At 64.8% G+C, this 26,245-nt stretch carries 19 protein-coding genes and 1 pseudogene; 9 read left to right on the forward strand and 11 right to left on the reverse strand.

Going from position 1 to position 26,245, the window contains the following annotated elements:
- Positions 1-805 (reverse strand): 30S ribosomal protein S2 (gene rpsB, locus VKM35_RS08630; protein WP_324320435.1); only part of this gene is annotated, 805 nt, incomplete at its 3' end.
- Between the two features lie 242 nt (positions 806-1,047).
- Between rpsB and map the strand changes: the two genes are divergently transcribed.
- From map to dapE, 6 genes and pseudogenes are all read left to right on the forward strand, one after another.
- Positions 1,048-1,824, forward strand: a complete 777-nt coding sequence (gene map / locus VKM35_RS08635; RefSeq protein ID WP_324320437.1) for a type I methionyl aminopeptidase — start codon at positions 1,048-1,050, stop codon at positions 1,822-1,824.
- Positions 1,821-4,457: a [protein-PII] uridylyltransferase gene (glnD, locus tag VKM35_RS08640; RefSeq protein ID WP_324320439.1), complete on the forward strand. Its 2,637-nt coding sequence runs from the start codon at positions 1,821-1,823 to the stop codon at positions 4,455-4,457. The genes map and glnD overlap by 4 nt, the downstream gene beginning before the upstream one ends.
- A gap of 4 nt (positions 4,458-4,461) precedes the next feature.
- Positions 4,462-5,286, forward strand: a pseudogene (dapD, locus tag VKM35_RS08645) (2,3,4,5-tetrahydropyridine-2,6-dicarboxylate N-succinyltransferase); the annotation flags it as partial.
- On the forward strand, positions 5,283-5,744 hold the full coding sequence (locus tag VKM35_RS08650; protein ID WP_324320441.1) for a hypothetical protein: 462 nt from the start codon (positions 5,283-5,285) through the stop codon (positions 5,742-5,744). The pseudogene dapD and the gene VKM35_RS08650, both read left to right, overlap by 4 nt.
- Positions 5,745-5,767: 23 nt before the next feature.
- Positions 5,768-6,127: a Spx/MgsR family RNA polymerase-binding regulatory protein gene (locus tag VKM35_RS08655; RefSeq protein ID WP_324320443.1), complete on the forward strand. Its 360-nt coding sequence runs from the start codon at positions 5,768-5,770 to the stop codon at positions 6,125-6,127.
- A gap of 124 nt (positions 6,128-6,251) precedes the next feature.
- Positions 6,252-7,403, forward strand: coding sequence for a succinyl-diaminopimelate desuccinylase (gene dapE, locus VKM35_RS08660; protein WP_324320445.1), 1,152 nt, complete (start codon positions 6,252-6,254; stop codon positions 7,401-7,403).
- Positions 7,404-7,506: 103 nt separating this feature from the next.
- Here dapE and VKM35_RS08665 read toward each other — a convergent pair whose 3' ends face one another.
- A complete protein-coding gene (locus VKM35_RS08665) occupies positions 7,507-9,894 on the reverse strand; it encodes a penicillin acylase family protein (RefSeq protein WP_324320447.1) in 2,388 nt (795 codons plus the stop codon).
- Positions 9,895-10,273: 379 nt separating this feature from the next.
- Here VKM35_RS08665 and asnB point away from each other — a divergent pair, with 379 nt between their 5' ends.
- On the forward strand, positions 10,274-11,944 hold the full coding sequence (asnB, locus tag VKM35_RS08670) for an asparagine synthase B (protein ID WP_324320449.1): 1,671 nt from the start codon (positions 10,274-10,276) through the stop codon (positions 11,942-11,944).
- Between the two features lie 441 nt (positions 11,945-12,385).
- On the opposite strand, the gene parC is transcribed toward asnB, so the two are convergent.
- From parC to VKM35_RS08690, 4 genes are all read right to left on the reverse strand, one after another.
- On the reverse strand, positions 12,386-14,632 hold the full coding sequence (gene parC, locus VKM35_RS08675; RefSeq protein ID WP_324320451.1) for a DNA topoisomerase IV subunit A: 2,247 nt from the start codon (positions 14,630-14,632) through the stop codon (positions 12,386-12,388).
- A gap of 42 nt (positions 14,633-14,674) precedes the next feature.
- On the reverse strand, positions 14,675-16,135 hold the full coding sequence (locus VKM35_RS08680) for a GGDEF domain-containing protein (protein WP_324320453.1): 1,461 nt from the start codon (positions 16,133-16,135) through the stop codon (positions 14,675-14,677).
- 66 nt (positions 16,136-16,201) lie between these two features.
- Positions 16,202-18,829: an NAD(P)/FAD-dependent oxidoreductase gene (locus tag VKM35_RS08685; RefSeq protein WP_324320455.1), complete on the reverse strand. Its 2,628-nt coding sequence runs from the start codon at positions 18,827-18,829 to the stop codon at positions 16,202-16,204.
- 3 nt (positions 18,830-18,832) lie between these two features.
- Positions 18,833-19,318, reverse strand: coding sequence for a cyclic nucleotide-binding domain-containing protein (locus tag VKM35_RS08690; protein ID WP_324320457.1), 486 nt, complete (start codon positions 19,316-19,318; stop codon positions 18,833-18,835).
- Positions 19,319-19,435: 117 nt separating this feature from the next.
- On the opposite strand from VKM35_RS08690, the gene VKM35_RS08695 reads away from it, so the two are divergent.
- Positions 19,436-19,588 carry a hypothetical protein gene (locus VKM35_RS08695; protein WP_324320459.1) on the forward strand — a complete coding sequence of 51 codons (153 nt, stop codon included), beginning with the start codon at positions 19,436-19,438 and terminating at the stop codon, positions 19,586-19,588.
- Positions 19,589-19,689: 101 nt separating this feature from the next.
- Here the strand turns inward: VKM35_RS08695 and VKM35_RS08700 are convergent, their stop codons facing one another.
- The gene (locus VKM35_RS08700) at positions 19,690-21,498 is read right to left on the reverse strand and encodes an ABC transporter ATP-binding protein/permease (RefSeq protein ID WP_324320460.1); all 1,809 of its coding nucleotides are present in this window, start codon (positions 21,496-21,498) and stop codon (positions 19,690-19,692) included.
- 68 nt (positions 21,499-21,566) lie between these two features.
- On the opposite strand from VKM35_RS08700, the gene VKM35_RS08705 reads away from it, so the two are divergent.
- Positions 21,567-22,817 (forward strand): multidrug effflux MFS transporter, encoded by a 1,251-nt coding sequence (locus tag VKM35_RS08705; RefSeq protein WP_324320462.1) that lies wholly within the window; start codon positions 21,567-21,569, stop codon positions 22,815-22,817.
- Positions 22,818-22,852: 35 nt separating this feature from the next.
- Here VKM35_RS08705 and VKM35_RS08710 read toward each other — a convergent pair whose 3' ends face one another.
- From VKM35_RS08710 to VKM35_RS08725, 4 genes are all read right to left on the reverse strand, one after another.
- Positions 22,853-24,157: an amino acid permease gene (locus tag VKM35_RS08710; RefSeq protein ID WP_324320464.1), complete on the reverse strand. Its 1,305-nt coding sequence runs from the start codon at positions 24,155-24,157 to the stop codon at positions 22,853-22,855.
- Complete coding sequence (locus VKM35_RS08715; RefSeq protein WP_324320466.1) at positions 24,154-25,239, reverse strand: aromatic ring-hydroxylating dioxygenase subunit alpha; 1,086 nt, start codon at positions 25,237-25,239, stop codon at positions 24,154-24,156. Before VKM35_RS08715 ends, VKM35_RS08710 begins: the two co-directional genes overlap by 4 nt.
- Before the next feature lie 66 nt (positions 25,240-25,305).
- Positions 25,306-25,788 (reverse strand): GNAT family N-acetyltransferase, encoded by a 483-nt coding sequence (locus VKM35_RS08720; RefSeq protein WP_324320468.1) that lies wholly within the window; start codon positions 25,786-25,788, stop codon positions 25,306-25,308.
- Positions 25,789-25,945: 157 nt separating this feature from the next.
- A partial coding sequence (locus VKM35_RS08725; protein ID WP_324320470.1) for a M2 family metallopeptidase occupies positions 25,946-26,245 on the reverse strand: 300 nt, incomplete at its 5' end.

Genomic DNA, 26,245 nt, shown 5'->3' on the forward strand with positions numbered 1-26,245 from the left:
TGGCCTGCGGCTTGCGCGGCGGGGCCTTCCTGGCCGGGGCGCGGCGCGGGCCCTTCTTGTCTTCGCCTTCGCCGGCAGCGGCTTCGGCGAAGTCTTCTTCGCGGACGTTGGCGGCCGACGGCGCGGCGGCCTTGCCTTCGAGCACGGCGTCGGCGGCGGCACGGGCGTACAGCTGCACGGCGCGGATGGCGTCGTCGTTGCCCGGGATCGGGTAGTCGACCAGGGTCGGATCGTAGTTGGTATCGACGACCGCGATCACCGGGATGCCGAGCTTCTTGGCTTCCTGCACGGCGATGTTTTCGTGGCCGATGTCGATCACGAACAGCGCGTCGGGCAGGCGGTTCATGTCCTTGATGCCGCCGAGCGAAGCATTGAGCTTCTCGCGCTCGCGACGCAGGCCCAGCACTTCGTGCTTGACCATCTTCTGGAACGTGCCGTCGGTTTCACCGGCTTCGAGTTCCTTCAGGCGCGACACCGACTGCTTGACGGTACGGAAGTTGGTCAGCGTGCCGCCCAGCCAGCGCATGCTCATGTACGGCATGCCGCAACGCTCGGCTTCTTCCTTGACCACGTCGCGGGCCGAACGCTTGGTGCCGACGAACAGGATGGTGCCGCGCTTCTGCGCCAGCGCCGAGACGAAATTCATCGCGTCGGTGAACAGCGGCAGGGTTTTTTCGAGATTGATGATGTGGATCTTGCCGCGGGCGCCGAAGATGAACGGGCCCATCTTGGGATTCCAGTAGCGGGTCTGGTGGCCGAAATGGACGCCGGCTTCCAGCATCTGACGCATGGTGACTTGGGGCATGGGAGTAGCCTTTGAATAGGGAACCAGCCGGATCTACGGCTTTGATGGTTCCGGGGTTGGGCCTCCACCTGACCGCCGCTTCGAACCCGGATCCTTGGATCCAGGCACCCCGGAGCGGGTTGTAGCCAGGTGTGCGAATTCACCGATGACGCTCGGCGTGGGCGTTCGCCCAGGGGGTCCCGGGCGAGCCGCGCATTCTACTCGTCTGGCCTAAGTGCCCGCAAGTGTTGGATAATCCGGGCATGAAAGTGTCCATCAAGACCCCCGAAGACATCGCCAAGATGCGCGTCGCCGGCCGCCTGGCCGCGGAAGTGCTGCAAATCGTCGCCCCGCACGTGAAAGCCGGCGTCAGCACCGCCGAACTCGACCGCATCTGCCACGATCACATCGTCAACGTGCAGCAGGCGATCCCGGCCAACGTTGGCTACAAGGGCTTCCCGGCGACGGTCTGCACCTCGGTCAACAACGTCATCTGCCACGGCATCCCGACCGAAGCCAAGATTCTCAAGGACGGTGACATCATCAATATCGATGTCACCGTGATCAAGGACGGTTTCCACGGCGACACCAGCCGCATGTATGTGGTCGGCAATGCCTCGGTGATCGCCCGGCGCCTGGTCGACGTCACCCGCGAGGCGATGTTCCGCGGCATCCGCACCGTCAAGCCCGGCGCCACGCTGGGCGATATCGGCAACGCCATCCAGCAATATGCTGAGGCCGAGCGCTTCTCGGTGGTGCGCGAGTACTGCGGCCACGGCATCGGCCGCGTCTATCACGAAGATCCGCAGGTGCTGCATTACGGCAAGCCCGGCGAAGGTTTCCGGCTGATGGAGAACATGACCTTCACGATCGAGCCGATGATCAACGAAGGTGCCCGCCACACCCGCCTGATGCCCGATGGCTGGACCGTGGTCACCAAGGACCGCTCGCTGTCGGCGCAGTGGGAGCACACGGTGCTGGTCACCGCCGATGGCGTGGAAATCCTCACCCGCGTGCCGGGCGACGACAACGATCTGTGAGCGCGGCCGCCGATCCCCTGGCGGCAACCCTGACTCAGGTCGGCAACGACCAAGCCTGGCGCGACGCCGTCCGCGCCGCCCTGGCTGAGCAACGCGCCGCGCTGCAGGCAGCGTATTCGGCAGGCGAGGGCATCGAACGCCTGATCGCGCGGCAGTGCGCGGCGATCGATGCGGTCGTGGCGTCGGCCTGGACGCGCTGCCTCAACGACGATCCCGCGCTGTCCCTGCTCGCGACCGGTGGTTATGGCCGTGGCGAGTTGTATCCGCAATCGGACATCGACCTGCTGGTGCTGGCCGAGCCGAAATTCCAGAAGAAATCCCTGCCGGCGATCTCGCGCTTCATCGCGCTGCTCTGGGATGCCGGCCTCGCCGCCAGCCACGCGCTGCGTTCGCTGCGCGAATGCGTCGATGCCGCGAAGAACGACATCGCCACGCTGACTTCGATGATGGAATTGCGCACGCTCGCCGGCAGCGACGCCGCACGCAGCGAACTGGCCGCCGCGCTGGCGCCGAAAAAACTCTGGCCGCCGAAAAAATATTTCGAGGCCAAGCGCGAGGAACAACGCGCACGGCATGCGCGTTACAACGACACCGCCGACAATCTCGAGCCCAATCTCAAGGAAGGCCCGGGCAGCTTGCGCGACCTGCACACCGTCACCTGGATGGGCATGCGCCTTTACGGCGTGCCCGGCCTGCGCGCGCTGGTGCCGCTGGGCCTGCTCGGCGAAGACGAATGCGCGACGCTCGAACGCGAATGGCGGGTATTGGCGAAACTGCGCTTCGGCCTGCACCTGGTCGCGCCACGGCGCGAGGAACGTCTGGTATTCGATCACCAGAAGACGCTGGCGGCACTGATGGGCCTGAGCGATGCCGAGGACAACCTCGCCGTCGAACAGATGATGCAGGGGTTCTTCCGCGCCGCCGCGACCATGCTGCGCATCAACGATCGCCTGCTGCAGCGCTTCGAGGAACAATTGTCGGGCGAAACCACGCCGGTGCCGGTCGAGCCCGGGTACGTGTTGCGTCACGGCTATCTGGCGATGGTCGATACCGCTCAGATCGCTGGCGACATGAGCCGCGTACTGCAGCTTTTCAGCGTCTGGTCGCGCATCGATGTCGCGCGTGGCCTGCATTCGGAAACCGCACGCGCGCTTGCGGAATCGCTGCCGTTGATCAAGCCGTATCGCGAACAACCCGCCGAAGTGCGCGCGCAGTTCATCGCCCTGTTGTCGGAAGCGCGTGCCGTGCCGATGCTCAAGCGCATGGCGCGGCTGGGCGTGCTTGCGCGCTACCTGCCGGAGTTCGGAAAGGTTTCCGGGCGCATGCAGTACGACCTGTTCCACGTCTACACGGTCGATCAGCACACACTGACCGTGCTGCGTTTCATGGACGGATTCCTGAGCGGCCCGGTCGAGGGTTTCGCGCTGCCGCAGGAAGTGGTGCCGCGCCTGCGCAAGCCGTTTCTTCTGCTCATCGCCGGGCTTTTTCATGACATCGCCAAGGGTCGTGGCGGCGATCATTCGCAACTCGGCGCCGACGACGTGCGCGTGTTCGCCGAGGCGCACGAACTCCCACTCGCCGACACCGAACTGCTGGTCTGGCTGGTGCGCGAACATCTGCTGATGTCGGTGACCGCACAGCGCCAGGATATTTCCGATCCCGAGGTCGTCACCCGTTTTGCCACGCGCGTGGCCGATCGCGAGCATCTCGACTATCTCTATCTGCTCACCTGCGCCGACATCGCCGGCACCAGTCCAAAACTCTGGAACGCCTGGAAGGACCGGCTGCTTGCCGATCTTTACACGGCCACGCGTTACGCCCTGCGTCGCGGCCTGGAAAATCCGCTCAACGCCGGCGACATCATCGCCGACACGCGCAACATGGCGCTGGCGAAACTGCTCGACCTCGGTTTCGACGAAACCGCGATCCAGACCTTGTGGGCGACGTTTCCCGAAGAAGCTTTTCTGCGCTATCGCCCCGAGCAGCTGGTCTGGCAGACGCAAGGCGTGCTCGCGCACGCCGCGCTCGCTTCGCAGGTTCTGGTGCGCAGCCACGATCATCCCGGCGCGCTGGAAATATTCGTGCGTTCGCACGACCGCGACGGTTTGTTTGCGGCGCTGGTCGCCACGCTCGATCGCCTCGGCATGAGCGTGCTCGATGCGCGCATCCTCACCTCGACCGATGGCTACGTGCTCGACAGCTTCCAGGCACTGGCCAGCGCGCACACGCCCGACCCGGTGCGCATCGCGCAGACACTGCTCGGCGCGCTGCGCGATCCCTCGCAGGTCAGGCCAGCGCGTCGCGCGACACCGCGGCAACTGCGGCATTTCCGCGTGCCGGTGCGCGTGGATTTCGATGCGGTTGCCGGTAGCGAACGCACGCGCTTGAGCCTGGTCTGTACCGATCGCCCCGGCCTGCTCGCCGACATCGCGCAGGTGCTGCGTGCCAACGGCCTGCGCGTGCATGACGCGCGCATCGCCACGTTCGGTGAACGCGTCGAGGATTTTTTCCTGCTCAGCGACCAGCACGACCACGCGCTGGGCGATGCCGAATCCCTGCAACCATTGCGCAGCGCCCTGATCGCCTGCGCCGAAGGAGAACAACACCATGGCAAATCAGCATCCGCCCGCTGAGGCCGAACTGCGCGCGACCATCGAAGATGCCTTCGAGCGCCGCGCCAGCCTGACCGCAACGGAAATCGACGGCTCGACGCGACCGGCGGTGGAAGAGGTCGTCGCATTGCTCGAATCCGGACGCCTGCGCGTCGCCGAACCGATGCGCGGCGGTGGCTGGCAGGTCAACGAATGGTTGAAGAAAGCCGTGCTGCTGTATTTCCGCTGCAACGACATGCAGCTCGTCGAAGGCGCACCGGGCCCCTACTGGGACAAGGTGCCGACGCGTTTCGAAGGCTTTGACGAAAATGATTTCCGTGAGCTCGGCGCCCGCGTCGTCGCCGGCACGGTGGTGCGCCGCGGCGCGCACATCGGCAAGGACGTCGTGCTGATGCCGAGTTTCGTCAACATCGGCGCGCACGTCGGCATCGGCACGATGGTCGATACCTGGGCAACCGTCGGTTCCTGCGCGCAGGTCGGCGCGCACTGCCACATTTCCGGCGGCGCCGGCATCGGCGGCGTGCTGGAGCCATTGCAGGCCGCGCCGACGATCATCGAGGACAACTGCTTCATCGGCGCGCGTTCGGAGGTGGTCGAAGGCGTGATCGTCGAACGCGGCAGCGTGATCGGCATGGGCGTGTTCATCGGCCAGAGCACACGCATCTACAACCGCGCGACCGGCGAAGTGAGCTACGGCCGCGTACCCGCCGGCAGCGTCGTCGTCTCCGGCTCGCTGCCCTCGGCCGATGGCAAGTATTCGCTGTATTGCGCGGTGATCGTCAAGCAGGTCGACGAGAAGACGCGTAGCAAGACATCGGTGAACGAGTTGCTGCGTGGGGCGGTGGAGTGAGGGTCATTTCCTCGCGACAGACCTTCTTCATCAAGAAGATCTTCCCGGTCATCTGGCTGGGATTCCTGAGCGTGTTCACTCTTGTCAGCGTACTTGGCGGCGCGGTCAGGAAGGATCCGGTGTTTCTCGTCATACCCGTGGTCATGGTGCTGTTCGGTGCGCTCATGTTCCGTCTGCTGATCTGGGATCTGGCGGACGAGGTACAGGATTCCGGCGATGCCTTGATCATTCGCAGGCGCGGTGTCGAGGATCGGATACTCCTGTCCGACGTCATGAACATCAGCATGTCGCGCATGACCAACCCGCCGCGCTTGAGCCTGCGCCTGCGAAAACCTGGGAAATTCGGAGATGAGGTTTCGTTTATTCCGCCGAAGAATTTTTCCTTCAATCCATTCGCGCGTCATCCGCTTGCGGAAGATCTGATCCAACGCACGGATCGCGCACGCTCCGGTCGTTGAGCGAATTCCGGAAAGGAGCTGACATGACGGCGTTATACGGCCTCGACAATTGCGATACCTGCAAGAAGGCGAAGAACTGGCTGACGCGCTTCGGTATCGCACACGACTTTATCGACTACCGCGCGCAGCGGCAGTCGCCGGAAACGCTGAGGCAATGGGCGAAGCAACTCGGCGGCTGGGACAAGCTCATCAACCGTGCTTCAACCACCTGGCGCACGCTGCCGGAGCCGCGCAAGTCGCCGCAGAGCGATCCGGAATGGACGCTGCTGCTCAAGGAATATCCCGCGCTGATCAAGCGGCCGGTGGTCGTCACCGACGATGGCGCGGTCAGCGTCGGGTTTACCGACAATGGCTTCAAACAACGATTTGGCGTGGCGAAATAGACTCTTGCGGCGTGATGATTGTTGGCCACGACCGTTCTCTGCAGCAGATGATCCCCTCTTCCTGTTTGCGGAGAGAGGGGCAGGGTGAGGGGCATTCAAATCGCCCGCAAGGTAAAGTGAGCCCATGACCACCCGCCCCAACGTCCTCGAATTCACCTGCGATCTGATCTCCCGCCCTTCGGTGACTCCCGAAGACGAGGGCTGCCAGGAACTCATCGCTGCACGCCTGGCGAATGCCGGATTCCGCATCGAAAATCTGCCGTTCGGTCCGGTGAAAAATCTCTGGGCGACGCACGGCCACGGTTCGCCGGTGCTGGTTTTTCTTGGTCATACCGATGTCGTGCCGACCGGGCCGAAAGAGGACTGGAACAGCGATCCGTTCGTGCCGACCATCCGCGATGGCCATCTCTATGGTCGCGGTGCCGCCGACATGAAAGGCAGTGTCGCGGCCTTCGTGATTGCAGCGGAAGATTTCGTCGCGGCGCATCCCGATCACGCCGGTACCATCGCCGTGCTGCTGACTTCTGATGAAGAAGGCGATGCCATCGATGGCGTGCGCAAGGTCGCCGAGCATTTCCGCGCCACCGGGCAGCGCATCGACTACTGCGTCACCGGCGAGCCTTCCTCGATCAAGCAGCTTGGCGATCTGTTGCGCGTCGGACGTCGCGGCACCTTGTCGGGCACGCTGACGGTGCGCGGCATCCAGGGCCACGTCGCCTATCCCGAACGCGCGCGCAATCCGATCCACCAGGCGATGGTGCCGCTGGCCGAGCTTTGCGCCCGGCAGTGGGATGCAGGTTATCCGGCCGATGCGCCGGAGTTCCCGGCCTCGAGTTTCCAGATTTCCAACATCCACGCCGGTACCGGCGCCAACAATGTGATTCCCGGGGCCTGCGAGGTGGTGTTCAACTTCCGCTACAACCCGGGCTGGCAGGCCGAGGCATTGGAGCGCGAGGTGCATGCCGTGCTCGATCGTCACGGACTCGAATACGAGATCCGCTGGCATCGCGGTGGCGAGCCCTTTCTCACGCGCGAAGGCAAGCTGCGCCGTGCCGCGCGCGAAGTATTGATCGCACGTTGCGGCGTTGTACCCGACGAGAACACCGGCGGGGGCACCTCCGACGCACGCTTCATCGCGCCGTTGGGCGCCGAGGTCATCGAGATGGGCCCGATCAACGCCAGCATCCACAAGATCGACGAACGCGTCGCCGTGGATGAGCTGCTGCGCCTGCCGGCGATCTATCGCGAGGTCGCGGAAAAGCTGTTGCTCTTGTAGGAGCGGCTGTAGGAGCGACGCGAGTCGCGAACACGCCGCCAACGGATGTTCCGACGATGTGAGGTGTTCGCGACTTGCGTCGCTCCTACCTCCAGCAATGAAATTATTTGTCGCCGGGGCTCAACCTCATCGTGTGCGTCGTCTTGCCCGGCAGGAACGGCGTCGGCTCGCCACGTACCCAGGCTTCGTGGCCAGCGCCCCAGAATGGCGATAGCGGGTTGCCGCTTTGTCCGCCGGGCATGTGGATGATGCCGTCGGCCTCGTGGCCAGGCGACACCACCATGCGTTCCGAGGCGCCGAATTCCGGACCGACCACGCGTGGCATGTTCACGTCGCCGGCGAGTGCTTCGGCGGGCATGCACAGCAGCGATTTCGCGAAACCGGGCAGGGCGCGCGCGAGCGGATGGCAGATATGCGCAGTGTTGCGCTCGCCCCAGGTGCGCTGCGCAAGTGGGCCCTGACGATCGAGATCGGTGGTGGTTTCGCGCGCGGCGTCGAGCAGCAAGGCATCCCAGCTGGAAAATTTCCGCGGCAGCAGATGCTCGGGCCGCAGCGACACCAGTTCCCAGGCGACGCCTTCGATCTGCGGAAGGTCGGGCATCACGAAATCCTTGCCGAGCTCTGCCATCGCCGGAGCCATCAAACCTTTCTTGATGCGATCGATCACCGCCAGACGCCAGGCGCGCACGACGCGATAGCTCACCGAGTCCGGCGCGGCGCGGCCATCCCAGCGCCGCGTCGCGGCTTCGATTTCCTTCCAGGCCGGGTCGTTCGATGCCAGCGCATGCGCGCGCAGCAAGGTCCACCAGCGCTGCAGGAAGAGCGCGCGATCATCGAGCTGGATCGCCAGCAGATCACGTTCGTCGAAGCGATCCTTCGCCAGCAGATCGTCGCGGATCTGCCGCGCACGCGCGCCATTGGCATAGCCGTTGTCGCCGATCAGACGCAGCGCGTCACCGTCGACGACGCGCGCGTTCGCGGTCCACAGCCGGCCGTTCGCAGGGTCGATCAGGCTCGGATTTTCCGTGGCGGCAAGCCAACCGCTCCAACGGCAGGGCGCAGCCACGGTCAAGGGTTCCTTCGCGTTGCAATTGCCGCTTCGCAGCGGCATCTTCGCGGTCAGTCGCCAGGCGATGCGGCCGCTGCTGTCGCCGATGACGAGATTCTGCGCGGGAATTCCGGCGACATCCGCGACCGCGAGCCCGGCATCGAGACCGCCGGCACGCGCGAGATCAGCGAGATCGAGATTGAGCGAACCGGGCAACTGCGCCGTCCAGCGCAATGCCAGCGCGCTGCCGTCGTTCTGATCCTTGACGATCGGGCCCCAGCGGGTTTCCCGCACGATGAAATCCACGTCGGCTTCGCCCTTGACCAGGATGGTTTCGTGCGTGACTCGCAACTTCTGTTCGCCTTCCGGCACGCGGTAGCGGGTCTTGCCGGCATCGAGCCAATCGACGCGATAGAAATCCAGCCAGTCGCCGTAACTATTGGTGAAACCCCAGGCGACATGCGTGTTGCTGCCGACGATTACCGCGGGAATGCCGGGCAGGGTGAAACCGCCGACATCGACCTTGCCGTCGGGGGCGCGCGCATCCGGATACAGCAGGCGCGCGCGGAACCAGATGTTCGGTGCGCGCAGGCCCAGGTGCATGTCATCGGCGACGATCGCGCGGCCGTCTTTCGTCAGCGCACCGGCGACGGCGAAATTGTTGCTGCCGGGCGCGCCGGGTTCGGAATCGACAGTGCCGCTGTCCTTGTCCGGCATCGGAAGTTTGCGCAGATCAAGAACATCAGGCATCGGCAGCGCTACGTTGCCGCGCGCCGCGCCGAACAGCGGCGCATCCCATTCGCTGCCATCGGCGGCGATCAACTGATAGAGCGCATCGGGAACGACCTGTTTCATTTTCCACAGTGCGAGCTCGCGCGAATTCGCTTCATCCTGCAGATCGAAGAACATCGCGTAACCGGCCAGCGCGGTGTCGGCTGGCTGCCAGGGCCGCGGTTTGCTGCCGAGCAGGAGGTATGCCCAGGGCCGCACGCGCAGACTGTCCAGGCCGGCATTGACGCCATCGGTATACGCCTGCAACACCGGCATCTTGTCGCCGGCGACCGCGGTCATGTTTTCCATGATGCGTGCGCGCAGGCGATGCACGCGCGCGGTCTTGTCCTTTTCGATCGCGATCTTGCCGAAGAGCTCGGACAGTTCGCCGGCGGCCGATCGGCGCAGCAGGTCCATCTCGAAGAAACGTTCCTGGCCGTGCACGTAACCGAGCGCGCGCGCAGCGTCGACCTGATTTGCCGCGTGGATGGTGACTACGCCCAGGGCATCGCGTTCGACTTGCACGGGCGCCGACAGGCCGGGCAGCGAGAGCTCACCGTCGAGCGTGGCCAGGCTGCCGCGCATCGCCCACCAGCCGGTTGCGAGGGCCAAGATCACGAGCAAAAGCAACACAAGGATCAGGCGCAACAACAGGCGCGGCAGTCGGGTCATGATGGGGCTCCGGCGGGACAGCGAATGCTAGCCGATCGTGGGAACCGAAATGTGGCAGCGGTCGCCATCGCGATGAGAGCTGCCGGGGCTATCAAAGGCAGCGCGGCCGCGCCAATTCATGCCGGCCACTTGCGCGACGGCCGGCAATCGGCTTCAATCGGGCCATGCATCGTTTTCAGGCCAGCACTCTTTCCGCGCACCGGACCGTCAAGGGTCCGCTCAGCGCATGCCTGAACAATAACGCCAACAACAATAACCGGACGCGCAGGCGGGTCGGCGATTAGGCGTAGCGAAACTAGCAACAGCCCCAATCCCACGGCCCGCACTGAAAAGTGCGGGTTTTTTGTTTTGTGCCTTTCAATTTCACGGAGCAACGATCATGTGTTCGATTCTCGGCATCTTCGATATCGCGGCAGGCGTCGACCTGTCCGCCTTGCGTCTGCAGGCTTTGGCGCAAAGTGCGCGCCAGCGTCATCGCGGCCCCGACTGGAGCGGCGTCTATGTCGATGCCCAGGCGATGCTGGTGCACGAACGCCTCGCCATCGTCGGCGTTTCCTCGGGCGCGCAGCCGTTGCGTTCGGCCGATGGCGGACTGGCGCTGGCGGTGAATGGCGAAATTTACAACCACCGCGAACTGCGCCAGGAATTGCACGAACGCTACGATTTCCAGACCGATTCCGACTGCGAGGTGATCAACGCGCTGTATCGCGAACACGGTGTCGATTTCCTCGGCAAGCTCAACGGCATCTTCGCGTTCGCACTCTGGGATGCGGTTGAAAAGCGCTACCTGATCGCACGCGATCCGCTTGGCGTCTGTCCGCTCTACACCGGCCACGACAGCGAGGGCCGCCTGCATGTCGCCTCGGAAATGAAGGCGCTGGTCGGTGTCTGCGCCGACATCGAGGTATTTCCGCCCGGCCACTACCTCGACAGCCGCATCGGCACGCCGGTGCGTTACTGGGCGCGCGACTGGCGCGATTATGAAGTCACGCGCGGCGTCGAGGTCGGACCGACGACGCTGCGCGCGGCGCTGGAATCGGCGGTGCATCGCCAGCTGATGACCGACGTGCCGTATGGCGTGCTGCTTTCCGGTGGTCTGGATTCTTCCCTGGTCGCGGCATGTGCCGCGCAGTTCGCACGCCATCGCGTCGAAAGCGACGATCGCGAGGAAGCCTGGTGGCCGCGCCTGCATTCGTTCGCGATCGGACTGGAAGGCTCGCCCGATCTCGCGGCGGCGCGCGTCGCTGCCGATGCGCTCGGCACCAGCCACCATGAATTCAAGTTCACCGTGCAGGAAGGTCTGGACGCACTGCCAGACGTGATCCGCCATATCGAAACCTACGACGTCACGTCGATCCGTGCGTCGACGCCGATGTACCTGATGGCGCGGCGCATCAAGGCGATGGGCGTGAAGATGGTGCTTTCCGGCGAGGGCGCCGATGAAATCTTCGGCGGCTATCTATATTTCCATAAGGCGCCGTCAGCCGAAGCTTTCCACGAGGAAACCGTGCGCAAGCTCGACGCGCTGCATCTGTACGACTGCAATCGCGCCAACAAGGCGATGGCGGCCTGGGGTGTGGAAGCGCGCGTGCCTTTCCTGGATCTGGAATTCCTGGACGTGGCGATGTCGATGGATGCCGAACACAAGCGCGTGCGCGCTGGCCGCATCGAAAAAGCCGTGCTGCGCTCGGCGTTCGAAGGCGCCTTGCCCGAGCGCATCCTGTGGCGGCAGAAAGAGCAATTCAGCGACGGCGTCGGCTACGGCTGGATCGATTCGCTGAAGGCACACGCCGAGGCTACGATCAGCGACGCAGAGCTCGCGCGCGCGGCGCGGCAATTTCCGCACAACCCGCCCGGCACGAAAGAAGCGCTGATGTACCGGCGCATGTTCGCGCAGGCGTTTCCCGGCGAAGACAGTGCCCGCACGGTGCCCGGTGGTCCGTCGATCGCATGCTCGACGGCGGCGGCGATCGAGTGGGACGCCGCGTTCAAGAATGCCGCGGATCCGTCGGGACGCGCGGTGGCGGGAGTGCATCTCGCGGCAACCTGACGCTTTCTGAATCGTAGGAGCCAGCGTGCTGGCGACCATGCTCGCCTCGCCGAACTTTCTTCGTCGCAACCGCGCTCCCGAATCCCACGGGATGACCGATGCCGGTTCGGTCAGCACATCCTGTGCTGACTCACCGTCGCCGGCCCTCCTTGGCCGGCTCACAGTCTTCCCATGGGTTTCGGGAGCGCTCCGAAATCTCATCGCCAATTGCAAAAGAGATTTTTCGCTTTTCGATGAATCACGCTTCAATTTCATAGCGGCGTCGGGGCCGACGGAGTGTGTCCGTGAGCAGGCCATGGATGGCCTGCGACGGTGATTCGACACAGGATGTGTCGACCGAACCGGCACGGATTCCCCGTCGGTCCCGGCGCCGCGGTTGCAACGATGAGATTTTAAGGCAGACACAACCGCAGCAAGCTGGCCGCTACGACGATGCGCGCTTCAGGTGGTCTCCACCGCATCCACGCGCTGGAATCCGCGCGGCAAGCCATTGCCACGCGAGGCGCGTGCGCCTTCGTAGGCTTGCAGGTCGCGCCAGCCGAGCACGAGTTTGCGTTGGCCGCAGAACAGCACGAGCTCGCCGCCTTGGCGCACGCTGGCGACGGCGATGACTTTTTCCTCACCCGATTTCAGCTTCGCCGGCGGAATCTGGATCAGCTTGTTGCCTTTGCCCTTGTCGAGTTCGGGCAACTCCGCGATCGGGAACACCAGCAGATGACCGCTGTTGGTGACCGCGACGATCCAGTCGTCGCTGCCGTGCACCGGCGCCGGTGGCAGGATATCGGCAGCGTCATCGGCGTTGATCAACTGCTTGCCGGCCTTGTTGCGGCCGGTGAAATTCTCGAAACGCGTGACGAAGCCGTAACCGAAACTCGAGGCGACCAGAAAGCGCGCGTCGTTGTCGGCGACCGCGAGGCCGGTGAATTGCGCGCCGGACGGTGGCGAGAAGCGGCCCGACAACGGTTCGCCATTGCCGCGCGCCGAGGGCAGCGTATGCGCCAGCGCCGAATAACTGCGCCCGCTCGAATCGAGGAAGGCGACCTGCTGCGTACTGCGGCCGCGCACCGCCTGCAGAAGTTTGTCGCCGTCGCGATAACTCAATGACGCGGCGTCGACCTCGTGACCCTTGGCAGCGCGGATCCAGCCCTTCGCCGACAGCACCACGGTGACCGGCTCGCTCGCGACCAGTTCGGTTTCACTGATCGCCTGCGCTGCGCCGCGTTGCACCAGCGGCGAGCGGCGCGGGTCGCCGAACTTCTTCGCATCGGCCAACAGCTCGTCCTTGACCTGCTTCTTGAGCTTGGCAGGCGAGGCGAGGATGCCGGAAATCCTGTCGCGTTCCTTGGCCAGCTCGTCCTGCTCGCCGCGGATCTTCATTTCCTCGAGACGCGCCAACTGCTTGAGCTTGGTGTCGAGGATGTAGTCGGCCTGGTCTTCGCTCAGGCCGAAGCGCAGCATCAACGCTGGCTTGGCGTCGTCTTCGCTGCGGATGATGCGGATGACTTCGTCGAGATTGAGGAACGCAACCAGCAAACCGTCGAGCAGATGCAGGCGCCGCTCGACTTTTTCCAGGCGGTACTTGAGGCGCTTGCGCACGGTGTCGGTGCGGAACAGCAGCCATTCGGCGAGGAAGGTCTTGAGGTTTTTGACCTGCGGCCGGCCGTCGAGGCCGATGATGTTGAAATTGACCCGGAAGCTTTTTTCCAGATCGGTGGTGGCGAACAGATGGCCCATCAACGATTCGACGTCGACGCGGTTTGAACGCGGCACCAGCACCAGACGCACCGGATTCTCGTGATCGGATTCGTCGCGCAGGTCTTCCAGCCAAGGCAGTTTCTTGGCGCGCATCTGCAGCGCGATCTGCTCCATGATCTTCGACGGCGACACCTGGTAGGGCAGCGCGGTCAGCACGATGTTGTTGTGTTCGCGGGTGTAGGTCGCGCGCGCACGCACGCTGCCGCCGCCGGTTTCATAGATCGCCAGAAGATCCGCCGCCGGCGTGATGATCTCGGCGGTGGTCGGATAGTCGGGGCCGCGGATGTGTTCGCAGAGGTCGCGCACGCTGGCGTCGGGATCGTCGAGCAGGCGGATGCAGGCGCTGACCACTTCGTTGAGGTTGTGCGGCGGCACATCCGTCGCCATGCCGACCGCGATGCCGGTGGTGCCGTTGAGCAACAAATGCGGCAGGCGCGCCGGCAGCCAGGTGGGCTCTTCCAGCGTGCCGTCGAAGTTCGGATTCCAGTCGACCGTGCCCTGACCAAGTTCGCCCAGCAGGGCTTCGGCGATCGGCGTGAGTTTCGATTCCGTGTAACGCATCGCCGCGAACGACTTCGGATCGTCGGTGGAGCCGAAATTGCCTTGGCCCTCGATCAGCGGATAGCGGTACGAGAACGGCTGCGCCATCAGCACCAGCGCTTCGTAGCAGGCGCTGTCGCCGTGCGGGTGGAATTTGCCGATCACGTCGCCGACCGTGCGTGCGGACTTCTTCGGCTTGGCGGCGGCGTTGAGGCCGAGCTCGCTCATCGCGTAGATGATGCGGCGCTGCACCGGCTTGAGGCCGTCGCCGAGGAAGGGCAGGGCGCGATCGAGCACGACGTACATCGAATAATCGAGATAGGCGCGCTCGGCGTATTCGCGCAGCGGGATCTGTTCAAAGCCGTGAAAACTGGGGCGTGCGGGTTCGGTCATGGGCTCACTGGCGGTTGCTGGATCCGGCGCGTCGGCACGGGATCAAATGTCGTTGGGCGTGGCGGCGAGGCTGCGCAGCGGGAATTCGCTGCCCGGCGGCGTGGCGAGGTTGGCATCGGCGAGTCGGACACAGTCGCGTCCGGCGCGTTTGGCGGCGTAGAGCGCGGTATCTGCGCGGGAAAAAAGCGCAGCCATTTCGTAGCCCTGTTCGCGATCGGCGATGGCGATGCCGATGCTGACGCTGATTTCGTGCAGGGAATCGTGGCCGTCGAGTGCGTGCTTGCGCACCGAAGCGCGGATGTTTTCCGCGAGCGTCGGCGTCGAAGTGGCATCGCCGTCCATGCAGGCGATCAGGAATTCGTCGCCGCCGAAACGACCGAACAGATCCTTGCTCTCGAGATTTTCGCGGACGACGCCGGCGACCATCTTCAGGGCGATATCGCCGGCGAGATGGCCGTAGGTGTCGTTGACCGCCTTGAAGTGATCGAGGTCGAAAAGAAGGAAAGCGACCGGTTTGCCATAGTGCTGCGCGTGGTGCAGCAGTTCGGCCAGATCGTTGGCGAACGCCTGCCGCGTCAATGCGCCGGTGAGCGCATCCTGGGTCGCGGTCTGGCGCAGGTGCTCGGCCTGCTGCTGCAGGTTCTCGTGGGCGTTGCGCAGATGTTTCTGGTGGCGGGCGAGGCGTTCGGTTTCGCCCTGCAGATCGTCGGCTTTGCGCTGGCTGCGCAACCAGGCCCAGGCCAGCAACAGGAACGCCGGCAGCAGCAGCCACAACCAGATCGTGTTGTGCGAGGTCGGCGCACGGGTGTTGTTCGCGACGTCGGCAACCTGCGCATCGCTGGCGACGACGGGAACCGCGGCAGGTGCAGCGTTGCTCGTGGCGGCAGTGGCTTCCGGCAGCGGCGCGATCCGGCGTTCGATGCGTTCGCGGAATTGTTCGGCGCGCGTGGTCCAAGTCTCGCTCATGCCGGTATCGCCGAGCGCGACATAGGCTTTCGCCAGCATCAGTGCGGCTTCGCGACCCTGTGCATCATCGTCGTAGCGGTCAGCCAGATTCACCGCTTCGTCGAGCAGCGGCAGCGCGGCGTTGCTTTGTCCGGCCTGCAATTGCGCATCGGCCAGACGAATCAGCGCGCTGTCGATCCGCTGGCTGTCGTTGCTGCGGCGGGCGTCGGCGAGTTTGTTTTCGAGGTCGGCGACGCTGCCTTCGACGACGGCTGGCGTTGCTGCTGTCGGCTCGGGCGTGACGGCAGTTGCCGGCGGCACTGGGCTCGCAGCAGGCGGTTGCGTGTTCGGCGCGCCGGCATTCCATCCGGGCGGCGGTGGTGGTGGCGGTGGTGGACGATCGTTGCCGAAAGGTGCGTGGTTCGGCGGGGGCGGTGGCGGCGGTCGATCGGGCTGTTGCGCGAAAGCCGCCGCGCTCACGCCGACGAAAAACAAAAGCAGCAAAAGGCGGTTCGTCGCGGGTGCGAGTAGGCGTGGCAGCGGACGTGGCTCGATCATGGGGCCTGGTTCTGGGGGTGGAACAAGCGGCATCTGCCGCCCGGGTCTGACGGGATTCTAGCGTCTTTAGGCTTGCGCGAGCCCGCGCCAGTCGCCGGCGCGCAGCGCCTCGACCTGCGCCTGCAGGTCGCGCTTGGCACTGACCGCAGCGATCACCGCGTCGGCCAGCTGCGGCTGCCCGAGCAAGATTGCGCCGACCGCGCGACCCTCGCGCAGGACCAGTCGGCGATAACTGCCCGGGCCCGAGACTTTCATGATGAAGTCGGTCGGTTTTCCGCGGAAATCGCCGATCGAGGTCATGTCGAAACCCACGACCTTGAGTACGGTTGGCAGGGGCGTTGGCTGGAAGCTGGCCTCGCCGCCGAGAGCATTGATCGCCGCGACCCGACCCTGCTCCACGGCCTGCGTCCACAGGCCGGCGATCTCGCCGGGGCGCTCGCGGAATTCGGCGATATCGCCGGCGGCAAAAACGTTCGGCAGGCTGGTGCGCATGCCTTCGTCGACCATCAGTCCGCGTCCGGATTCGGCGCCGGCGTCGCGGCCCAGGTGCAGGTTGGGCACGATGCCGGCGGCGACCAGCAACAGGTCGGCGGACATTTTTCGACCGTCGCTGAGCAGCAGTTGCTCGACCTTGCCCTTGCCTTCGACGGCAACGAGTTCGGCGCGATGCGCGACCTGCAGGCCCAGACCTTCGAGATAGGCACGCAGCAATTCCGCGCCGGCGGTATCGAGCTGGCGCGACAGCAGATGCCCGGAGCGTTCGAGTACGCGCACGCGCAGCCCGAGCTGCGACAACGCGTACGCCGCTTCCAATCCGAGCAAGCCACCGCCGGCGACGACAGCTTGGCGGCAGTCGTGGCGTTGCACGTATTCGCGGATCGCCATCGCATCGTCGGCGGTACGCAGCACGAAGGCGCCGGGGCGTTCGAAGCCGCTGATCGCCGGCACATGCGCGGCGCTGCCGGCGGTAAGGATGAGACGGTCGTAGGCGATGGTTTCGCCGGTGGCGAGTTCAACCTTCTGCGCCGCGCAATCGATGCGGCGCACACGTGTGTTGAGCCAGGTGGTGATCTTGCGCTCTTCGTACCAGCGCTCCGGCATCAACAGCAGCCCGCTCATCGCAGCGCGGCCGTAAATGAGTTTCGAGATCGCCATGCGGTTGTACAGCGGATGTTTTTCCGCGCCGACCAGGTGCAGTTCGCCATCCGGCCAGTGTCGGCGCAGCACATCGGCGGCGGTGACGCCGGCGATGCCGTTGCCGACGATCACGATGCGGCGCAGGTCCGCCGGTACCGCGATCGGTTCGTCGTTGCCGGCGCTGCTGCCAGCGACGCGTGGATCGAGATGGATGCCGACTTCGCCCTGCACCTTGGCACAGCAGGCCATGCGCACACCGTCGCCGTAGCCCAGACGTTGCACGGTGTCGCGTTCGCGTGCGCTCATCGGCGACAACGCATCCGCGCCGGAAATCACCGCGACCGGATCTGCGCCGCAGGCACCCATGCGGCAACCGGCGTTGATCTCGCAGCCGCCTTGTTCGAGCAGGTCGAGCAACGACGTCCCCGATTGCGCGGGCAATTTTTTCGCGCCGGGTTCGACCAGTACCAGCGGATCGCCCTGGCGTCCGAGGCGATGGTCGGACAGTGCGCCGGCGTCGGCTTGGGTCGGGCCGGTGCTGGCATTGCTTTCAGCAAGGAAGGCTTGCTCCTTGCGGAAGGTGCGCAGCAGCCAGAACAACGAATACGCCGCGACCGCGATGCGCAGTGCGATCGCGAAGGCCGGATCGGGCAGGGGCACACCCAATGCGATCAGGCCGTGCGCGAGCACGGGCGCGGAAAAGAAATAGAAAATGTTGAGGCATGCGACGGCGAACAAGGCCGTGATGCGTTGCGCGCTGGTCTTGAGCACGATTTCCAGCAGCCAGTAGGCGCCGATGCCGATCAGGCAATACAGACCGAAATGCAGGTAGAGCGACCACAGCGGCACGCCCTGCCAAGGCAGCGTGTAATAGGCGACGATCAATCCCGGCAGGATGCCCGCGAGCAGGCGGCGGTCGTCGCCGTAGCCGGGATCGTCGTCGTGCAGATCGGCGAGCCAGGCGACCTGCGGATTGAAGTCGTAGCAGTTGCGCGTGCAGCCGACGCAAGGTTGGCAATGGCTGTTGCTGATCACCGCCAGCGGCGTTTGCCCGTACAGGCGTTGCACCGGCAGCAGCGGACAGAAGCTGCCGCACCAGCCGCTCTTGCCCTTGAAAAACAGGCCGCCGACCAGGGCAAGTCCGAGTGCTTCGCCGATCAGCAAGGCCAGCGCGTGCGCGTCGTGATCGAACAGCACATGCCGCATCGGGATCAACACGAACAGCATCGCCAGCCCGACCAGCGGCGCATAGCGACGTGGCAAAGCCGGCAGCGTGAATCCCGCACTGAGCCCGAACAGCCGCGGCAGCTGATTGCTCGCAGCCAGCGGGCACAGGTTGCGCCACAGTCCGGGCAGCAACCAGAACAGCAAAGGCAGCAGCGGTACGACGATCTGCCAGAACCATTGCAGCGCGAAGGCCGGCTTCAGCAGGCACACGCCGATGAAGCCCAGCGTGGCGAGCAGGCTGAGCGCACGCAGCACATGCCATACCCAGATCGGCAGCCAACGCCGACGCTCAAGATAATTCGGAAACTGCGTGGCGCGCGTGGTGGCCATGCCTCAGCGGGAGTTTTTCGCCAGCAGACGCGTGGTTTCGCGCAGACGCAGCGAAACGATCCTGCCCATGTCCATCAGCAGTTCGCGGGCCAGCGCTGGTTCGCGCGCGGAAAAAACCAGGAAGGCTTCGCGGCTCAGGCGGTAGACCTCGCCATTGCTGAGCGCGCGGATATGCGTCGAGCGTGGTTGTCGATCGAGGAATGCCTGTTCGCCGACCACCGAGCCGGCGCGGATCACCGCCAGTTGCCGCGTCGCGCCGTTGCGGCCGGTGGGCAGCAATACTTCGAGGTCGCCCTCGGCGAGGAAATACAGCGCGTCGTCACGGTCGCCTTCGTGCATCAGCCATTCGCCGGCGACGAACCGGCGCGCCGAGGTATGCGCCAGCAGGCGCTCCCAATCTTCCTTGCCGGCCTTGGGCAGCAGCGACATCGCCGGCTCCGCGCGCTGCGCGGGCTCGCTGGGATATTGGAAGAACGTGCCTGTCTGCATGGTCTTCAGCGCACCCTTTGGCCGGGACGGGGAAAGACTACACCGATTGCCCGTGGCCAAGGTTTCAGCGCCGGCATCGGCTAGACTCGCCAGCATTCTTCCTGCGGAAACCGGACAATGAGCTGGCTCGGAATCATCGTGGTGATCGTTGGCCTCTATCTGGCGATCAAGGTTGTCGGCTTCGTGCTCAAGCTGGCGATGTGGGCGCTGGTGTTCGCCGGCATCTATTGGCTGGCGGCGCCGTATCTGGGCCTGCCGATGCCGTTTTGATGACGATGGTAGGAGCGACGCAAGTCGCGAACGCGACTGTCAACGATCGTGGCGTTCGCGACTTGCGTCGCTCCTGCCAAGCACCTGCCAACCGCGGTTTTCTACACCGTGGCCGCATCCGCCGCTGCGGTCTGCTGCTGCAAGCGCCACATCGCGGCGTAGTGGCCATCGCGGGCGATCAATGCGGCGTGGTTGCCGCGCTCGACGATATCGCCGGCATCCATCACCAGGATTTCGTCGGCGTCCATCACGGTCGACAGGCGGTGTGCGATCACCAGCGTGGTGCGGCCGACGGCGATGCGGTCGAGTTCGGACTGGATGGCTTTTTCGCTCGCGGAATCCAGTGCCGAGGTCGCCTCGTCGAAGATCAGGATGGCCGGATTCTTGAGCAGTGCACGCGCGATCGCCACGCGCTGTTTTTCGCCACCGGACAATTTCAGGCCGCGTTCGCCGACCTCGCTGTCGTAACCATCGGGCAGTGACTCGATGAAGTGGTGGATGTGCGCGGCTTTCGCGGCGTCCTCGACCTCGGCATCGCTGGCGGCGGGTCGACCGTAGCGGATGTTGTAGCGTATCGAGTCGTTGAACAGCACCGTGTCCTGCGGAACGATGCCGATCGCACCGCGCACCGAGGACTGCGTCAGCTGTCGCAGGTCCTGGCCGTCGATCGCGATCGATCCGCTGTCGACATCGTAGAAGCGATAAAGCAGCCTCGCCAGCGTCGACTTGCCACTGCCGGAATGTCCGACCACCGCGACGGTGTGCCCGGGCGGAATCTCGAAACGGATGCCGTGCAGGATTTCCCGGCGCGTGTCGTAACTGAAACGCACGTTGTCGAAACTCACACGCGGCTGGATCGCATGCAGAGTTTGCGCGCCAGCGTCGTCGCGTACTTCCTGCTGCTCGTCCAGCAGGCCCCAGAGCCGCTCGATATTGGTCAGCGCCTGCTTGACCTCGCGGTACATCATGCCGAGATAATTGAGCGGCATCGCCATCTGCAGCAGGTAGGCATTGACCAGCACCAGGTCGCCGACGCTTAGCTTGCCGATCACCACGCCATGCGCGGCCTTCCACATCAGTGCGGTGACGCCGATCGCGACGATCGCGCTCTGCCCGACGTTGAGCACGGCCAAGGTCTTGTAACTCTTGACGTTGGCTTCCTCCATGCGCTGCAGGCTTTCGTCGTAGCGCGCGGCCTCGTGGCCCTCGTTGTTGAAATACTTCACCGTCTCGTAATTGAGCAGGGAATCGACCGCGCTGGCGCTGGCGCGAGTGTCGGCCTCGACCGCGGCGCGATAGAACTTGGTGCGCCATTCGGTCACACCTATCGTCCAGGCGACGTAGGCGACCAGCACCGCGAACGTGATCAGCGCGAAATAGATGTCGTACAGGAACACCAGCACGCAGGTGACCAGGGTGATCTCGATCAGCGTCGGGATGATCGTGTACAGCGTCCAGTCGAGCAGGTCGGAGATCGCACTGCCGCCACGCTCGACATCGCGGGTGACGCCGCCGGTGCGGCGATTGAGGTGGAAACGCAGCGACAGCGAGTGCAGGTGCCGGAACACCGACAGCATCACCATGCGCGAGCTGCGCGCCATCACCCGTGCGAAAACAATCTGCCGCATCTCGGTGAACACGCGCTCGGAAAGCCGCGCGGTGCCGTAGGCGAGTAGCAGCGCGACCGGGATCAGCACCGGCGTTGGCGTGATGCCGAGGGTGTCGATCAGGCGCTTGAGCACCATCGGCACCAGCAGGCCGGTGACCTTGGCGACCAGCAGGCAGGCCATCGCGATCGCGATGCGCAGGCGGTAGGGCTTGAGGAAGGGAAACAGGCGGCGCAGCACCGACGAGGTCGAGCTTTCGCCATCGGGGCGGGCGAGGGAGAGTTCGGGGACGGGTGTGCTCATGACGCAAGTATGCGGCGGATTTGCCGCATCACAAGCCATCGCCGGCGGTCGGTCGGTAGAATGGCGGCATGATTTCCCATCTCGGCATTTCCCGCGCCCGTCTCGCCTTCATCCTCGGCGCATTGGCGATGCTCGGTCCGTTCTCGATCGACACGATTTTCCCGGCTTTCGCAGTGATGCAGGCCGACCTGCACGTGGACAAGGTCGCGATGCAGCAGACCATCAGCATGTACCTGCTTGGCTATGCCGGCATGTCGCTGTTTCACGGCCCGCTTTCGGACGCGCTGGGGCGGCGCCCGGTGATTCTCGCCGGCATCGTCGTTTTCACGCTGGCCTCGGTCGGCTGCGCGCTGGCCACGAGCATGCCGCAGATCCTTTTCCTGCGCGTGGTGCAGGGGCTGTCCGCGGGCGTCGGCCTGATCGTCGGGCGCGCGGTAGTGCGCGATGCCCTCGACGGCGACGACGCGCAGCGGCTGATGAGCCATATCTCGATGATCTTCGGCGTCGCGCCGGCGATCGCGCCGATCATCGGCGGCTGGATCCTCGGCTGGAGCAACTGGCAGGCGATCTTCTGGTTCCTGTCGGCCTTCGGCCTGCTGATGCTGACCGCGACCGCGTTCGCGTTGCCCGAAAGCCATCCGCCGGAACGCCGCCTGCCGCTGGACGTGCGCGCGCTCGCCGGCGCCTACAAACACATCGTCGGCAATCGCCGTTTCCGTTTGCTGGCATTCGCGGGCACGGCGAATTTCGGCGCGTTGTTTCTCTACATCACCTCCGCGCCGGCCTTCGTGCTCGACCTGCTCAAGCTCAATGAACAGCAGTTCGGCTACTTCTTCGCACCGACCATCGGCGGCATGATCCTCGGCGCGTTTTTCAGCGGTCGCGCCGCCGGGCGCATGACCGGTGTGCGCCTGGCCAACATCGGCTTCGCCTTCTGCGGCCTTTCCGCGGCCTACAACATCAGCTACACGCTGCTGTTCCCGACGATGAGCCTGCCCTGGGCGGTGCTGCCGACCGTGCTCAGCGCGTTCGGCATCGCGCTGGTATTCCCGATCCTCACCATCGCCATCCTCGACATGTACCCGAATCAGCGCGGCAGCGCCTCGTCGATGCAGGCATTTGTCGGCTTATTGTCGAACGCCCTGATCGCCGGTGTGTTGTCGCCGCTGCTCAGCGACAGCGGTCTGCATCTGGCGCTGGGCTCGGCGGTGTTTTCTGCCGTCGCCTACGGTATGTGGCGCTGGTATCTCGCGCACACCGACAAATTTCCGGAACCGAGTGCGACGCCGGAAATCCTCGAGCCCACCGACGAGATGTGAGGCCGCGTGTTTTCCGTCGACGCGATTCGATGCGATTACGCTGGCGGTGAGTTCGCCGCCATCGACGCGCCGCGCCGCTGCCACAGGTAAATCGGCAGGCCCGCGAGCAACAGGCCCGCCCCCCAGATCAGCGCTTCGCTGCCGGTGCCGATCAGGGCCCAGAGGCTGTAGACGAGGGCGCCGGCGCCGGCGAGTTTTGCCGCGATCGAACTCGCCGGATTCATCTTGAACCAGGCCGCGACGCTGACCGCGTACGGCAGCAACGCCGAGGCGGTCGAGAGCAGGATCGAGAACTTGAACAGCGTCACCAGCGATTCGCTGAAATTGGCGGCCGCCAATGCGGTGGCCAGGCAAGTGCTGAGCAGCAGGCCGAACCAGGGCGTGCCGCGCTGGTCGAGTCGTGAGAAAACTGCCGGGAACAAACCATCGCGCGCGGCCGCCATCGGCACCTGCGCCTGCAGCAGCACCCAGCCATTGAGCGCGCCGAAACAGGAAATGGTCGCGACCACGCCGACGCCGACGCCGGCCATCGGACCCCACAGGCGGCTCGCCGCTTCGGCCATCGGCGCCGCGGATTTTTGCAGCACGTCCGCGGGCAGCAGGCCGATCACCACGGTGCAGGTGAGCATCGTCGCCAGGCCGGCGATCAACACGCCGATGATCGTCGCGCGCGGTACGGTGCGCTCCGGATCGCGGATCGCGCCGGCGGGAATCGTCGCGGCTTCCAGACCGAGAAACGCCCACAGCGTGAGCGCGGCAACGGTGGTGGTCACCGTCATCCATGGCTGCCCGCTGGGATTGAATGGCTGGTAGGAACTGGCCTTGACCCAGAACAGGCCGAGCAGACCGAACAACACCAGCGGCACGAGTTTGAGGATGGTGGTGATGATCTGCATGCGTCCGGCTTCGCGCAGGCCGGCGAGATTGACCAGCGTGCAAAACCACAGCGCCGCGAGCGCGGAGATCGCGCCGCGCATCGGTGTCGCCGTCGCTGCCGGCCAGACCGCGCCGAGGCTGCCGGCGAACGCCACCGCCAGCGCGGCATTGCCGCACCAGGTGCAGGTCCAGTAGCTCCAGGCGACGAAGAAACCGGCGCCGTCGCCGAATGCCTGGCGCGCATAGGCGTAGGCGCCGCCATCGGCGGGATTGACCCGCGCCAGCCAGGAATACACGAGTGCAAGCAGCAGCGCGCCGGCCAGCGTCAGGCCCCAGCCAAGCAGGCTCGCTGCGCCGAACGAGGCCAGCGTTGCCGGCAACAGGAATACGCCCGAGCCGATCATGCTGCCGACCACCAGCGCGATTGCGGTCCACAGGCCCAGCGGCCGCGCGTTGGTGCTCATGCGTTTTCCGCTGCGTCGCGATAGGCGCGGCGTAACAGTTCGTGGAAATGATGTACGGCGTTTTCGCGCAGCGGATTCAGGCGTCCGGCTTCGTACGAACCCGAGGCCAGCCCGCGCTGCACGTGTTCGCAGATGCCGATGTCCTCGTCCTGCACCTGGTGCGCGAAGTCGTGATCGGCGACGCGGCGCGCCAGCGCTTCCGGGCTTTCGTCGGCGGTGTAGAAATAATCGAACTCGACGCGGCAGCGATCCACGCCCAGCGGAATCACGCGATTGCTCTGCAGCCGGCCCGGCAACAGGTTGAGCATGGTGTTGGGATAGATGAAGTAGTACAACGCGTCGCCGTCGCCGTACAGCGTGGCATCGCTGGTCAGCGGGCTGTACTGGTAGGAAAACCAGTCACCGGTTTCGGTGACGTACTGGCGGTAGTCGAGCAGGCTGTTGAGTCCCGGATGGATGTGCGGGACGTGGTAGCCCTCGAGGTAGTTGTCGCAATACACCTTCCAGTTGCAGGCGACCTCATAGCTGAAGCGCTGATGGAAAACATAGTCCTGCGGCGACAACGAGCGCAGCGGGCCGTCGAGGCCGCGCACGAAATCCGCGAATGCCGGAGCCGCCTCGCCGGCGACGAACACCAGTCCGTGCCAGCTGTCCACGCGCAGCTCCGGCAGGCGGATCGATGCCGGATCGAAATCCTTTGTCTGCGACATTTCCGGCGCACTGCGCAGCACGCCGTCGAGGCCATACGTCCAGCCGTGATATTTGCAACGCAATACTTTTGCCGCCTTGCCATCGCAGAGCGCAAGCGGGCCGGCGCGATGCCGGCAGACGTTGTGGTACGCGCGCAGCTTGCCTTCGGTATCGCGGATCACCACCACCGGCAGACCGGCGAGTTCGGCGACGCAGTGATCGCCGGCATCGCGCAACTGCGATTCGTGCGCGACCAGCTGCCAGCTGTGCGCGAACACCGCGCGGGCATCGAGCGTGGGCGCATTGGCATCGGTGTAATAGCGTGCCGGCAGCGCGAGCGCGTGGTCGAGAGCTTGCGGGCTGAGGGCGTTGGGTGAGAGCAGGGCGTTCATGGGCAGGCGGCCGGCGGTGTCGATGCCGGAGTATTGCCCGAGCCCGCGTCCACGGGAAGCACGGGCTCAGGACCGCGGCAGGCCGAGGGTGTAGACCAGGAATTCATCGTCGCGCACGTAGCCATGATTGACGTACAGGCGTTGTGCCGTGGCATTGCTGCGCGCGGTCTGCAGGAATATCTCGCGGGCCCCGGTTTCTTCCGCCAAGGTTCGCGCCGACTGCAGAAGCGCGGTGGCGACGCCGCGGCCGCGCGTTTCCGGCAGCACGAACAAATCGTTGAGGATCCAGCTTGGCGCCAGCGACAGGCTGGCGAAGCTCGGGTACAGCTGCATGAAACCGACGGCTTGCGCGTCGATGAAAGCGAGATGGATCACCGACTGCTTGCGACGCAGACGCTCGCCAAGGAAATGCTTCACCGTCTCCAGCGACGCCGGCTTGCCGTAGAAATCCAGATAGCCGAGGAACAGCGGGCTTAGCTGCGCGAGCGCGGCTTCGTCGGCGGTTTCGATGCGCACGATGGTCATTTCTTTTTCCGTAGGAGCGCTCATGAGCGCGATTCGTCCAAGTCGTAGCGAACCATTTTCCGATCAACGCAATCTGGTGAGCTTGGGTGTAGTCGCTGCTGAGGCAAACTTGGTCATGACCGCTCCTACGAAAAAATCGCAGTCATGCCCGCTCATACGGGGAAGCCCGTTTCGCGTGTTCTTACCAGCCGCAGGACTTGCCCTTGTTCTGCTCGTCCAGCCAGGTCTTGAGCGGCGCGAAATATTCCAGCACGGCGGAGGCATCCATCTGTTCGCCGCCGGTGAGCTCTTTCAACGTCTTCTGCCAGGGCTGGCTCGCGCCTTTCGCCAGCATCGCCGAGTAGCGACTGCCGGCTTCCTTGCTGTTGGCGAAGCTGCACTGGTACAGCGGGCCCTTGTAACCGGAGGCATCGCAGAGCGATTTGTAGAACTGGAACTGCAGGATGTCGGCGAGGAAGTAGCGCGTGTACGGCGTGTTGTC

The sequence above is a fragment of the Arenimonas sp. genome, assembly GCF_035312645.1.
Lineage (GTDB): Bacteria > Pseudomonadota > Gammaproteobacteria > Xanthomonadales > Xanthomonadaceae > Arenimonas.